The sequence below is a fragment of the Natronococcus roseus genome (genome assembly GCF_043677095.1).
Taxonomy (GTDB): Archaea; Halobacteriota; Halobacteria; order Halobacteriales; family Natrialbaceae; genus Natronococcus; species Natronococcus roseus.
Genome location: NZ_JBHLJR010000003.1, coordinates 349,685 through 361,868, shown reverse-complemented (window position 1 = coordinate 361,868; position 12,184 = coordinate 349,685). Strand labels below are relative to the sequence as shown.

15 protein-coding genes, 1 tRNA gene and 1 pseudogene are annotated in these 12,184 nt (G+C 66.0%); 8 read left to right on the top strand and 9 right to left on the bottom strand.

Annotated features, from left to right (window positions below; all coding sequences use genetic code 11):
- Positions 1-52 precede the first annotated feature (52 nt).
- Together ACFEMD_RS09765 and ACFEMD_RS09760 are read right to left on the bottom strand one after the other, a co-directional pair.
- Positions 53-125 (bottom strand) — tRNA-Gln (locus ACFEMD_RS09765).
- A gap of 111 nt (positions 126-236) precedes the next feature.
- A pseudogene (locus ACFEMD_RS09760) lies at positions 237-1,028 on the bottom strand (homing endonuclease associated repeat-containing protein).
- Between the two features lie 112 nt (positions 1,029-1,140).
- Here ACFEMD_RS09760 and ACFEMD_RS09755 point away from each other — a divergent pair.
- The 3 genes from ACFEMD_RS09755 to cysE all read left to right on the top strand — a co-directional run bounded on the left by ACFEMD_RS09755 (position 1,141) and on the right by cysE (position 3,233).
- A complete protein-coding gene (locus ACFEMD_RS09755; RefSeq protein ID WP_394740819.1) occupies positions 1,141-1,731 on the top strand; it encodes an IMP cyclohydrolase in 591 nt (196 codons plus the stop codon).
- 106 nt (positions 1,732-1,837) lie between these two features.
- Positions 1,838-2,506 carry a metallophosphoesterase family protein gene (locus ACFEMD_RS09750; protein WP_394740818.1) on the top strand — a complete coding sequence of 223 codons (669 nt, stop codon included), beginning with the start codon at positions 1,838-1,840 and terminating at the stop codon, positions 2,504-2,506.
- A gap of 217 nt (positions 2,507-2,723) precedes the next feature.
- A complete protein-coding gene (cysE, locus tag ACFEMD_RS09745) occupies positions 2,724-3,233 on the top strand; it encodes a serine O-acetyltransferase (protein WP_394740817.1) in 510 nt (169 codons plus the stop codon).
- Between the two features lie 9 nt (positions 3,234-3,242).
- Here cysE and ACFEMD_RS09740 read toward each other — a convergent pair whose 3' ends face one another.
- Positions 3,243-3,629: a hypothetical protein gene (locus ACFEMD_RS09740; RefSeq protein ID WP_394740816.1), complete on the bottom strand. Its 387-nt coding sequence runs from the start codon at positions 3,627-3,629 to the stop codon at positions 3,243-3,245.
- Positions 3,630-3,744: 115 nt separating this feature from the next.
- On the opposite strand from ACFEMD_RS09740, the gene ACFEMD_RS09735 reads away from it, so the two are divergent.
- A complete protein-coding gene (locus ACFEMD_RS09735) occupies positions 3,745-4,713 on the top strand; it encodes a DUF7718 family protein (protein WP_394740815.1) in 969 nt (322 codons plus the stop codon).
- A gap of 3 nt (positions 4,714-4,716) precedes the next feature.
- On the opposite strand, the gene ACFEMD_RS09730 is transcribed toward ACFEMD_RS09735, so the two are convergent.
- Positions 4,717-6,105 (bottom strand): phosphoglucomutase/phosphomannomutase family protein, encoded by a 1,389-nt coding sequence (locus ACFEMD_RS09730; RefSeq protein ID WP_394740814.1) that lies wholly within the window; start codon positions 6,103-6,105, stop codon positions 4,717-4,719.
- A gap of 89 nt (positions 6,106-6,194) precedes the next feature.
- Between ACFEMD_RS09730 and ACFEMD_RS09725 the strand changes: the two genes are divergently transcribed.
- Both ACFEMD_RS09725 and ACFEMD_RS09720 read left to right on the top strand, forming a co-directional pair.
- Complete coding sequence (locus ACFEMD_RS09725) at positions 6,195-6,779, top strand: NADPH-dependent FMN reductase (RefSeq protein ID WP_394740813.1); 585 nt, start codon at positions 6,195-6,197, stop codon at positions 6,777-6,779.
- 343 nt (positions 6,780-7,122) lie between these two features.
- On the top strand, positions 7,123-7,656 hold the full coding sequence (locus ACFEMD_RS09720; RefSeq protein ID WP_394740812.1) for a GNAT family N-acetyltransferase: 534 nt from the start codon (positions 7,123-7,125) through the stop codon (positions 7,654-7,656).
- 185 nt (positions 7,657-7,841) lie between these two features.
- Here the strand turns inward: ACFEMD_RS09720 and ACFEMD_RS09715 are convergent, their stop codons facing one another.
- The 3 genes from ACFEMD_RS09715 to larB form a co-directional block, all read right to left on the bottom strand.
- Positions 7,842-8,096 (bottom strand): GIY-YIG nuclease family protein, encoded by a 255-nt coding sequence (locus ACFEMD_RS09715; RefSeq protein ID WP_394740811.1) that lies wholly within the window; start codon positions 8,094-8,096, stop codon positions 7,842-7,844.
- 96 nt (positions 8,097-8,192) lie between these two features.
- Positions 8,193-8,342, bottom strand: a complete 150-nt coding sequence (locus ACFEMD_RS09710) for a DUF7563 family protein (protein ID WP_394740810.1) — start codon at positions 8,340-8,342, stop codon at positions 8,193-8,195.
- Positions 8,343-8,460: 118 nt separating this feature from the next.
- Complete coding sequence (gene larB, locus ACFEMD_RS09705; RefSeq protein WP_394740809.1) at positions 8,461-9,219, bottom strand: nickel pincer cofactor biosynthesis protein LarB; 759 nt, start codon at positions 9,217-9,219, stop codon at positions 8,461-8,463.
- A 255-nt stretch (positions 9,220-9,474) separates the two neighbouring features.
- Between larB and ACFEMD_RS09700 the strand changes: the two genes are divergently transcribed.
- Positions 9,475-9,642 (top strand): DUF1931 family protein, encoded by a 168-nt coding sequence (locus tag ACFEMD_RS09700; protein WP_005554854.1) that lies wholly within the window; start codon positions 9,475-9,477, stop codon positions 9,640-9,642.
- Positions 9,643-9,808: 166 nt separating this feature from the next.
- On the opposite strand, the gene fni is transcribed toward ACFEMD_RS09700, so the two are convergent.
- Positions 9,809-10,867: a type 2 isopentenyl-diphosphate Delta-isomerase gene (gene fni, locus ACFEMD_RS09695; protein ID WP_394740808.1), complete on the bottom strand. Its 1,059-nt coding sequence runs from the start codon at positions 10,865-10,867 to the stop codon at positions 9,809-9,811.
- A 99-nt stretch (positions 10,868-10,966) separates the two neighbouring features.
- On the opposite strand from fni, the gene ACFEMD_RS09690 reads away from it, so the two are divergent.
- On the top strand, positions 10,967-11,380 hold the full coding sequence (locus ACFEMD_RS09690; RefSeq protein ID WP_394740807.1) for a hypothetical protein: 414 nt from the start codon (positions 10,967-10,969) through the stop codon (positions 11,378-11,380).
- Positions 11,381-11,389: 9 nt separating this feature from the next.
- Here ACFEMD_RS09690 and rpiA read toward each other — a convergent pair whose 3' ends face one another.
- Positions 11,390-12,097, bottom strand: a complete 708-nt coding sequence (rpiA, locus tag ACFEMD_RS09685; RefSeq protein WP_394740806.1) for a ribose-5-phosphate isomerase RpiA — start codon at positions 12,095-12,097, stop codon at positions 11,390-11,392.
- Positions 12,098-12,184 lie beyond the last annotated feature (87 nt).

Genomic DNA, 12,184 nt, shown 5'->3' with positions numbered 1-12,184 from the left:
GGAGATCGACAACGGACGCTACGAAACGGGTCGAAACGAACTCGAGAGGAAGTAGTCCATCCTGGATTCGAACCAGGGTCGAAGCCCCCAGAAGGCTTCAGGATTGGCCGCTACCCCAATGGACTGCATCGCGTCGTCTGTCGGAGACGACCTATCTACTCGTAACGGCGGGTCCGTATTAGAGTGTTACGAACTCCGACGAACTGTCGTCCGTCTCCCTAATCGGCCGACGGCGATCAGCGATCAGCAGCGGAGACGTCCTGGTGTTCCTTTCGATGACAGTTCGCGCAGAGAACGGTACAGCGGTCGATTTCGGTTCGAATGCGTTCTCTCGATCGATCGTCCGAGATCAATCTCGCGACGGTCGCTTCCTTTCGATCAGTCGTATGGTGGAAGTCCAGAGACGCCGGAACCGATTCACCGCAGCGTTCGCACCCCTCGGCGCGTTTTCGGTCGTGAACCCACCGTCTGCGCTCCCGTTCCGGCGGCGTATGATGGAGCTTTCGATGGCAGTTCGCACAGAGCAGCGTACACTTTCGGATCTCTTCCCGGAGCGCGTCCTTCCCGTATCCGAACGTGATCATTCGTCCGACCGCCATCCGTTTCGTTTCTCCGTCTCGGTGATGGAAGTCGAGACAGGTCGGCGTGTCAACGTCGCAACGCGAACAGCCCCAGTCACGCTTTTTGGTATTGAGCCACGAACGGAGGCCGGAACGACGGAACAGCGTCCGTTCGGTATTCCGCTCGACGTTCCGATAGTGTCACCGTTGATCGACCGAAAGCTCCTTCCAGACTGTATCCGGTGGCAAGTCCACATCGTCCGGTTTCGGCAGTGTGCGGGAACCGGTAGACGGTTCGGTCGCCAGTCCGGCTCGCTCTTTCGCCGCGTTCCATCCGCCGACGGTTCGAATGATCGTCGCCGAAGCTGGCGTCAGTCCGAGATCCTCGTACTGCGCCTTCGTCGGTGATTCGCCGAGTTCGTCCGCGGCGCGTCGCAACGCCTCGAGGCAGGCCTCCTCCGTCGCCATGTTTAGAGTTATCGTTTAGTTGAACATAAAGATTCACGCCGCGCGACTATGCGGAGTCAATGATAGTGCACAGATCGACACACACTTCACCTCTCCCTGTACAGCCACGTGTATGTACGTCGGACGATTCGTCGTCGTCGGTCCCGAGGTCGGCGCCTACCGCGTCTCCTCGAGGTCGTTCCCGAACCGCAAGCTCACCGCTCGAGACGACGCACTCACCGTTGGCCCGACCGCAGACGCCCCCGAGACGGACAACCCCTACGTCTCCTACAACTGCCTGCGGGTCGTCGAGACGCCGACGGGCGAGACGGCGGCCTTCGGCAACGGCTCCCACGTCGATCCGATCGCCGAGAAGCTCGAGCTGGGTTACCCTGCCCGGGACGCCCTCGCGGAGAGTCTGCTCGCGCTGGATTACGAGAAGGACGATTACGACACGCCTCGGATCGCGGCCACTCTGGGCGAGGACGGCGAGGCGCTGATCGGTACCGTTCGGAAGGATGCCTTGCTCATCGAGACCGTCGAGGAGCCGACGCTGGTCGCGACCTACGAGGAGGACTCGCCCACGGCGTTCGACCTCGAGGCCGATACCGCTTCGGAGGCGGCGAGCGAGGTCTACGATCACGAGTTCGAACACGCCGTCTGTGCGGCCGGAATCGCCCGGACCGACGACGGGTTCGAGACGGCGATCGAGAACGGCGACTAAGCGAGGAGCCGTCGTTCGATCGAACGGGCGAGTGCCACCATCCTGGTTCCCTACCGGCCACGTCGCCGGCGGACGACCTACAAGTCCCCGTGCCGTAGTTCCGGGTATGCAAGTCGGGCTCATCTCCGACGTTCACGGCAATCGCGTCGCCCTCGAGGCAGTCCTCGCGGACATGCCTGCAGTCGACGAACTCCTGTGTGCCGGCGACGTCGTCGGCTACAACCCCTGGCCCGCGGCCTGCGTCGACGAACTCCGCGAGCGTGCGGTGCCGACCGTGATGGGCAACCACGACGCCGCGGTCGTCGAGGAGACGCCGTTTCGCTTCAACAGCATGGCCAAAGCGGGCGTCGAACACGCCCTCGAGCAGCTTTCGGCCGATCAGCTCGAGTGGCTCGCCGACCTGCCCGAGGAGCGACTGGCGTGTGACGATCGGGTAAAGCTCGTTCACGGTCACCCGGACGATCCCGAACGCTACACCCACTACACCCGTCCAGCCGAGTTCTCGCCGCGACTGCTCGACGACGAGGACGTCCTCGTTTTGGGCCACACGCACATTCAACACGTCGAGCGCTACGGCGAGGGGATCGTCGTCAACCCCGGCAGCGTCGGCCAGCCCCGCGACGGCGATCCGCGGGCGGCCTACGCCGTCGTCGACCTCGAGGCGATGACCATCGAGACTCACCGCGTCGAGTACGACATCGGCGCCGTCAGGGACGCCGTCGCTGCGGCGGGGCTTCCCGAGGGGATCGGGAGTCGGCTCGAGCGCGGCAAGTAGCGAAAAAGATATCGTCATAGTTGGTTTACAGGATGGTCAGCGAAGCGATCCATTTTAGCCCGTCGATCGGAGTAGTGAGAGGCATGCTCTCGACCGGCCGCACCGGGTCCGTTACACGGAGCGTCGCGCTCGCCGCGGCCTCCGGCCGACGACGACCGTCGCGGCCCGAACTCGTTCGAACGGCGTCGGATAACAACGAAATCCGCCTCGAGGACGCATGATCGGAAAACTCCGCGAGGACGTTCGTGCGATGTGCGACCGCGATCCCGCGGCGACGGGCTGTCGCGTGGTCTGGCTCACGTATCCCGGCGTCCACGCCGTCTGGGGCCACCGACTCGCCCACCGGCTCTGGAACGGAGGGTTCGAACTCGTCGCCCGCCTGCTCGCCTATTTCGTCCGCATGCTGACTGGTGTCGAGATCCATCCCGCGGCGACGGTCGGACGCCGCGTTACGATCGACCACGGGATGGGCGTCGTCATCGGGGAGACGGCCGAGGTCGGCGACGACGTCCACATGTACCACGGGGTCACCCTCGGGGGAACGGCGAACGAACCCGTCAAGCGCCATCCGACCCTCGAGGACGGCGTCACCGTCGGCGCAAACGCGACGCTACTGGGAGATATCACGATCGGCGAAAGCGCGGCCGTCGGCGCGGGGTCGGTCGTCACCGACGATGTCGACTCCGGGACGACCGTCGCCGGCGTCCCCGCGGAGCGAATCGATTGAACGCAGGCGCTACGTCTGGTCCTCGTCGACGGTCCCGCCCGGGTCCGAGTCCGAGTCCGAAGCCGGAACGCCCTCGCCGGACTCGACGTCCTGGTCGGTCTCGTCCTCACCATCCTCCGCGCCGACGGCGTCGTCGGTCATCGACTCGTCGGGATCGGAGACGTAGCCGAGTTCGAACCAGAGCTTGGCCGTACAGTCCATCGGCTGAGTGTCGAGTTCGACGTCCTCGTCGTGTTTGCTGAGATAGCCGTTGCAGCGGCCGTGTTTGACGACGTTCATCAGCGTCGCCTCGGAACCACACTCCGGACAGTCGACCGAGTAGTTCCCCTGATCGTTCTGGTGCCACGCGTCGGGCTCGAGTTCCGTGTACGCAGCGTCTTCGCTCTTGTGTCTCATACCCCGAGCTAGGAGCGCCGATCCGGTAAACGTGGTCCCGGAGTGCGCAACCCCCAGATCGGGGAACGTCGGCTGAAAAGTACTTACCGACCGAAAGGAGACGACCACCCGAGAGATGGGGCGATCGATACAGCCGGTCGACGCCGTAGCGGTCGTAGGCGGATACGAGCCGTTCCTCGGACGATCGGTCGGCGACTGGATTATCACCGGCACCTTCGGCGCGCTCGCCGTTCTCGTCCTCGGCGGCGCGTTCGTCTACTTCGGGCGCGAGTACACCCGGACGGTGACCGATCGCGTCCTACACGACCCGATCGGCACGTTCGCCTGGGGCGTCGTCGTCAGTCTCGGCGCGATCGGCGGCGCGCTCGTGCTGGCCGTCCTCGGCGCGGGCGTGCTCGCGTTGCCGGTACTGATCGCGTTCGTTCCGCTCTCGTTCGTCGCGACCGTCTTCGGATACCTCGCGGTCGGTCGACTCGTCGCGGACGATTGGATGCGGGCACCGGTCGCCGGAGCCGCCGTCGCAGCGGTCGCGTTCACCCTTCCGGCGGTCGGAACCGCGATCGGGTTCGTCGCGAGCAGCCTCGGTATCGGAGCCGTCGTCGTGGAGTACCGCAGCGAGTACGACCGAGAGTTCGACCGCGCGCTCGCCGGACCAGGTGGGATGCGCTCCCGTATCGGGGTCGGAACCGAGGGTGGGGCCGTGACTCGCTTCCTCGTCGCCCTCGAGTACTGGAACGGAAGCGAGTGGCGCGACGTCGTCGAGTACTGCCACCGTCCCGGCGCGACGAGTCGGGACGTCGCCGAGGACGGGCTTCACGCGAAGGTCCACCGGGAGCACGGCGGGGTCGACGTGGAACCGATCGCCGACCCGCTTCCTCCCGACGAAGCGCTCGAGCGGGCCCTCGACCACCTGACGAGGGGCTTCGAGCGGTTCGTCCGCGAGTTCGAGAGCCGCGAGGGGATCGACGAGTCGACCGCCGAAACCGAGTACGAAGCGCCGCTGACCGACGCCGAACTCCGGCGAGCGCGGGACGAACTCGAGGCCCAGCGCGACGCGGTTCGAGCGTACCTCGAAACCGTTTGAAGCTCAGATCAACGGTTCGAGCAGTGCCTCGCCGGCCTCGAGCAGTTCGGCGACCCGGTCCTCATCGGTCGCCTCGGCGTAGACCCGCAGCTTTGGCTCGGTCCCGCTCGGACGGACCAGCAGCCAGGAGCCGTCCTCGAGCTGGAGCTTGAAGCCGTCGGCGGTGTTGACGTTCTCGACGGGCGTTCCGGCGACGTCGTCGGGGATCTCGTCGCCGAGATCGTCGATCACGCGCGCCTTCTCGTGGTCGGGGCAGGCGACGCTTCGCTTGTCCTGGACGACGGTGCCGTGATCCTCGAGCAGTCGGTCGACGCGCTCGTCGATCGGTTCGGCGTCGTGCATCGCGGCGGCGAGCAACGCCATGAGGACGCCGTCCTTCTCGCGGACGTGCCCGCGGATGGTGAACCCGCCCGACTCCTCGCCGCCGACCAGCGCGTCGTGGTCGGCCATCCCCTGAGCGATCCACTTGAAGCCGACCGGGACCTCGTGGACGGCCTCGTCGTGGGCGTCGGCGACCCGGTCGATGAGAAACGTCGTCGACACCGTCCTGACGACGGCCCCCGAATCGCGCTCGAGCAGGTAGTCGTACAGTGCGGCAAAAAAGAGGTTCTCGTCGAGGTAGCCCCGTTCGGGCGTCACGATCGCGATTCGATCGGCGTCGCCGTCGTTGGCGACGCCGAGGTCGCCGTCACCGTCGGTCACGCGCTCGACGAGCGCCTCGAGGTTCTCCGGGGCGGGTTCGGGTGCGCCGCCGCCGAACTCCGAATCCTGCTCGCAGCGCAGCCGATCGACGTCGGCGCCGGCCCGCTCGAGGATGGCGTCGGTCGTCCCGCGGCCGCTACCGTACATCGCGTCGTAGGCGACGGTCGTCCCCTCGAGGTCGACGTCGCCGATCGTCTCCTCGAGGAGCTCGAACGCGGCGTCGGCGTGGGATGCGACGAAGTCGACCTCCTCGGCGCTTCCGTGCTCGTCCTCGGGCAGCGGATCGGGTTCGGCGAGGCGTTCCGCGACCGCGTCCATTACCTCCGGCAGTGCCGGGGCCCCGTCTTCGGGAATGAACTTCACGCCGTTGTACTCCGGCGGGTTGTGCGAGGCCGTGACGACCATCGCTCCCGCCAGGTCCCGTTCGACGATCGCGTGGGCGAACAGCGGCGTCGGTCGGTCCCGCTCGGACAGCAGGACGTCGAACCCGTTGGCACACAGCACGCGAGTCAGCTCCTCGGCGAACCCCCGCGAGGTCTCGCGGGCGTCGTAGCCGACCGCGACCGGGCCCTCGAGTCCCTCGTCGGCGAGGTACGTCGCGACCGCCTGTCCGACCATCCGCACTCTCGGCGCCGTGAACTCCTCGAGGGGCGCCCGCCAGCCGTCGGTTCCGAACGAGATCGTCTCCATACCCCGCCCCTCACCGCCCGGTGCGAAAAAGGCGACGCTGTCGGCGCCGAAGGCAACGAGGTTTTGACGTCGACCCCGCTAGAGGCGGTATGACCTCCGTTCTCGCCGTCTCCGGCAGTCTCCGCGACGAAAGCTACACGCGAACCGCCCTCGAGTACGTTCTCGACTCGGCCCGGGAGGCCGGCGCCGAGACGCGGCTGCTCGATCTGCGGGAGTACGACCTCCCCGTCTACGACCCCGACGTCGACGATCAGGGCGACGGCGAGGCGGTGAAACGGCTCGTTCGGGAGGCCGACGCCGTCGCGCTCGGCTCCCCGGTCTACCACGGCTCGTACTCGGGGGCGCTGAAGAACCTCCACGACTACTGCGGGTTCGAGGAGTTCGAAGATACGACCGTCGGTCTGCTCGCGACCGCTGGCGGCGGGAGCTACGGCTCGACGCTCGACCACCTCCGGATCACGGTCCGGGGCGTTCACGGCTGGGTCCTCCCCCACCAGGTCGGGATCCGCGGCGCCTCGAGCGAGTTCGCCGCCGACCCCGAGGCCATCGACGGCCGCGCGTTCGTCGACGAGAAACTCGAGGATCGTACCAGAAAGCTCGGCCGGATGCTCGTCGAGTACGCCCACATCGAACCCGACGTGAGTAGCCCGCGGACGGCTGCGGCCGACGAGTAGTGGTGCGCGCTGGATCACAGTGAGTCGCCAGCGAACTGTGGTTCACCCACGTGGAGTTCTTTGCTCATACTGCATCAGCGAAGGCTCGTCAGAGCATGCTCTGACAGAGGATGAGTGAACGAACGAATCGGCTGGGAGGACGTGGAAATTCCTTGCTGCCAGCGTGATGCGTTACGTCCAGATGCGCACCTAATGCCGTCTCTTCCATCAGCTAATAGGGATGCTGAGAGAGTCGTGCTGAATACAGCGCGCGAATCTCGCACGACGAACGGGAAGGATTGACGTCTTGTGGCAGTTCGGTAACAGTCGTAACTGTTAATCACTGTACGCGTGCTGAATGTGTATGCACATTCGTCGCGTCAGAGCTGCGGACGGCCCGATTCGTCGGTACATGGAAGAACTCTGGCTGCCGTACAGGCGAGAATTGGGCGAGGTGGTCGAGGCACAGGGACTCTCTTCGGAGTTCGATATCGAGGCAGAAATTGAGTGGCACATCGACCGCTTCGAGACGGCCGACAGCCGTCTCTGGGTTGCACTTGACGATGTCGACAACTCGACAGCGCCGCTCGAGGAAATCGGTGCGACCTTTGCAGGCTTTATCAGTGTAGATCTAGAGACTGGACCGTCTGCGTTTGACTGGCCCGACAGGCTCGTCGTTGGTGAGTTCTATGTCAGGGAGTTGTATCGTGGAGCGGGGCTGGCCGATCAACTGGTCGCACGTGCCGTGCAGTCCGCTCGCGAAGACGGTTGTGAGCAACTTGCACTGGAGGTGGACATCGACAACGAGCGTGCGCTGGCGTATTACGAGAAACTCGGCTTCGAGGTTGGGAAGTACAGAATGCGAGTCCCGGTCGAAGAAATAGAACTCGACGTATGAGTACGATAGTCTCGTCGACCACGCGTGACTGTGCCATTCCGATAAGAAACAGTACACCGACGGCCCATCTTCGTTCAGTAGTGATTGTATGAAGTCAGTAGCTACCGAATGCTGCATAGATACTCTACACGTAGCGACCCAATCGACACGAGTGCAGTTCCGAGAGTGACGCGTCACTTCTGTGCTCACTCGAGCCCGACCAACCGCTCCTTCTGCGTTCGCGTCAGCTGTTTGATCTCGTACTCGCGGGACATCGCCGCGGACTTCGAGTCGTACTCCTCCTCGTAGCACAGCTCCACCGGCGTCCGTCCCCGGGTATACTTCGCACCCTCGCCCGCGTCGTGTTCCGCGACGCGACGCTCGAGGTCGGTCGTATACCCCGTGTACAGCGAGCCGTCGGCACACTCGAGGACGTAGACCACGTGGTCGGCGTCTGCCATCGCTCGAGGGTATGGAGCCGACGGGCAAAAATCGTCTCGTCCGCAGCTAGGTGGCGGGGTCCAGCCGTGGTCTGTCGATGGCGGTACTCGAGCGACTCAGGCGCCGCGGACGCGCTCCTTGGCGGCTTCCGCGATCCCTGCGTTCGCCGAACAGCTGACGCAGGCGTGAATCTCGCCGTGCTCGTCGGCGAACACGCGGGCGAACCGTTCGGAGACGTGCGCGTCGCAGTGGTCACAGGTGGGCATTGTGGTGCCGGCTTCGGCCGGCGTTCAACCGTAGTCCGCATACCAATAAAAACGCTTTCCCAAACGTAGTTTGGCTTTCTGACTTCGGAAGAATATTTTCCAGAAACCCGTTACCGGCTCAGCGCCGAGCGTCATCGAGCGCCCGTGCGATCAGGGTCGCCTGCGCGCCCGCGACGAACCCCGCGTCGACGTTGACGACCGAGAGGATCGTACACGACTGGAGCATTCCCGCGAGCGCCGCCTCGCCGTCGCCGGCGTGGCCGTACCCGCTCGAGACGGGAATCCCGATCACCGGCGAGTCGACGAGGCCGGCGACGACGGTCGGCAACGCTCCCTCTCGCCCCGCGGCGACGAGCAACACGTCGGCCTCGCGGAGCCGATCGAGCTGGTCGAGCAGGCGATCGAGCGCGGCGACGCCGACGTCGTCGACCCGGTCGACCGCGACGCCGGCGTCCCGACAGACCGCCGCGGCCTCGTCGGCGACCGGGCCGTCGACGGTGCCCGCGGTGACGATGCCGACCGTCGCGTCGAGCGACGGCTGCTCGGCCTCGGCCGTCCGAACGAGAACGGTGGTGCTCCAGCGCTCGAGGGTCGCGTCGGGAAAGGACTCGAGCAGGCTCGACTCCAGGGCCTCGATCTGGGCGTCGTCGGCGCGGGTGATCAGCGCCCGACCGGTCGTCTCGAGTGCGGTCTCGGCGAGGGCGACGACCTGCGGGGCGGTCTTGCCCGCCGCGAAGATTCCCTCCGGGATGCCGCGACGTTGCTGGCGAGCCGCGTCGAACCGTCCCGCCTCGCCGGTGACGTAGCCGTTGAGTTCGGCCTCGGCCTCCGCCGGCGACAGCGAGCCGTCGGCGACGGCCTCGAGGAGTTCGCGCATACCCGAACTGGGGGATCGATCTACTCGAATCCGTCGACCCGAATCGCGAGTTCGGAAACGCGCGCGAGCGGACCCAGACCGCGCGCGAGACCGATTCTCCGGTCGGAACACCCCGAGGTTGGGCGGCGGAGTTCATCAACCATATATTTTCCGGTGGCATGTGCGCCCCAAACAGGCGAACGAACCGCTGCAGCCCCGGTCTCCCCCCGCATAACCACAATACTTATAATGGGAAAACGGGAACGGACACATCGTATGGCAGACCTTATCGTCAAAGCCGCTGTGAAGGAAGCGCTCGATGACAAGAACGTCGCTTCGGACTTCTACGACGCACTCGACGAGGAAGTCGACCAGCTTCTCGAGGACGCCGCCCGCCGCGCCGAGGAGAACGACCGGAAGACGGTCCAGCCGCGCGACCTGTAAGGCGACTCGCTCGAGCGTTCTTTTATCGAAGCAACGACACGTAGTCCCGACTGCGCCGTCAGCGCGAGGGGCGAGAGCGGGTATAGTAACAACTGAAACTGTTTGCACACCGATCGCACGACGGCTGTGCGATCGGGTGCGCACTGACGTTCAGTGGCGACTATAGTTACCGGCGCTGCTCGAGGTACTCCTTCGTCCGCCCGGTGAGGACGTACTCGCGTTCGCCGAGCGCCTCGATCGACGCCGCGCCGGTGACGAACATCGCTGTTCGCAACTCGAGTTCGAGGGTCTCGAGCAGGTCGACGACCGCGTCGGCGCCCTGTCCCGCAGGACCAAGAAACGGCTTCGCGAGCCCGCCGGCGCTGGCGCCCATCGCGATCGCCTTCGCGATGTCGAGTCCCGACCGAACGCCGCCGCTCGCGACGACGGTGTCGTGTTCGTCGGCGACCTCGAGGGTGCTCACGGCGGTCGGAACGCCCCACGCGCGGAACAGCCTCCCGATCTGCTCCTGTCGGTCGGCGCCGACCGCAGCGGCCCGGTAGGATTCGATCCCCGACCACGTCGTCCCGCCCTTGCCCGCAACGTCGATGGCGTCGACGCCGGCGTCGGCGAGCCGTCGAGCCGTTTCCCGAGAGATGCCGTTGCCCGTCTCCTTGACGACGACTGGCACCGAGAGCCCGTCGGCGACGCGTTCGATCTCGGCGAGACAGCCTCGAGCGTCGACGTCGCCTTCGGGCTGGACCGCCTCCTGGAGGAAGTTGAGGTGGACGGCCATCGCGTCGGCGTCGATCATCTCGACGGCCCGCTCGACGTCCGCAAGGTCGTACTCGAGCAGCTGTGCGGCGCCGACGTTGCCGTAGAGGACGGCGTCAGGCGCGGCCTCGCGGACGACGGTGTAGGACTCGAGCAGCTCCTCGTCGTCGAGTTCCAGACCCGCTCGCTGGCTGCCGACACCCATCGCGACGTTCGTCCGCTGGGCGGCCTCGGCCAGTGCCCGGTTGATTTTCGTCGTGTTCGGGTGGCCTCCGGTCATGCTCTCGATGACGATCGGCGCGTCGACCTCGGCGCCGAAGAGGGTCGTCGACGTGTCGATCTCGTCGCGGTGGATCTCGGGGAGGGCCTCGTGGATCAGCTCGACGTCCTCGAAGCCGGTACCCTTCGTTTCGACGTCCTCTTCCTCGATAATACGGATATGATCGTCCTTGCGATCGGCCGTCTCGGTCATTGCCTAGTAGGGACACGAGGATCGTGAAAAGCGATCCGTTCGCCGCGTGCGGGTCCGGGGCCGATTTTTTGAGGGTTGGCGTCCATCCGAAAGACGACGATGCTCCGCAAACTGCTGATCGCGTTCGGAATCTTCGAGATCGCAAAGCCCCAGCCGGTGATCGATGCGTGTGAGCGAATCGGGCTCGAGAACGCCGAGGAAGCCCAACTTCGGCCGCAGGCGCTGTGGGGCGCCCGACTCGAGGGTGCGCTGTTCGTCTGGGTGCTCGCCCGCCGGGAGTCGGGGGCGACGATCGCCAACCGGCTGCTCGCGCTCGCGGGGATCGCGCTCGTGCTCGTCCCCGAGCCCCTCGTCGAACTGAGTCAGCGGCTGGTCTACGAGAACGTCGACGAGCTCGAGCCGAAGCCGTGGGTGAACCCGGCCGCGCGGCTGCTGGGCGTGCTCTATCTGACCGTCGCGGCGCTGTCGACGATCGGGAGCAACGAAAGCGAGGGGGAGCCCGCGCGGAACTGACCGCCGTCCTCAGTAGCGTCGAACCTCGACGCCATCGTCCGTCCCGACGTAGGTCGCGTCGGCGACGTCGACGAACAGCCCGTGCTCGACGACGCCGGGCAGGCTCGAGAGCCGTCCCGCCAGTTCCCCCGGCTCGGCGATCGGGCCGAACTCACAGTCGAGTACCAGATTTCCGGCGTCGGTGACGACGGGGCCGTCCTTCTGCTGTGCGTCTCGCAGCGTCGCCTCGCCACCCAGTTCGGCGATCCGCTCGGCGACGACCGTGTGGGCCTCGGGGAGGACGGCGACCGGAACCGACGCCTCGAGTCGGTCGGTCAGCTTCGAGGGGTCGGCGACGACGACGAACCGGTCGGCGCTCGCGTCGACGAGCTTCTCGCGCGTGTGGGCAGCCCCCCCGCCTTTGATCAGCGTGCCGTGCGCCGCGGATCCGGGATCGTCGACCACCCGGTCGGCGCCGTCGATCGCGAGATCGACTCCCTCGACGGCGTCGAGTTCGGTTAGCGAAATCCCGTCCTCGAGGGCCAGCTGCCGGGACTGGAAGGAGGTCGGTATTCCCCGGACCTCGAGCCCGTCGTCGACGGCCCGACCGATCGCCTCGATCGCGTAGGCGGTCGTCGAGCCGGTTCCGAGCCCGACGACGTCGCCGTCCGCGACCTCCTCGGCCGCGCGCTCGCCGGCGCGTCGCTTCGCCGCGTCGGAGCCGCCCGTCGTCTTCATGGCTCATAGGGCGAGAGGCGGCGGGAAAAACGTTGTACTTCCTCCCTCGTACGGGCAGTTGTTGTTCATTACCGGTGGTCGTCGCCT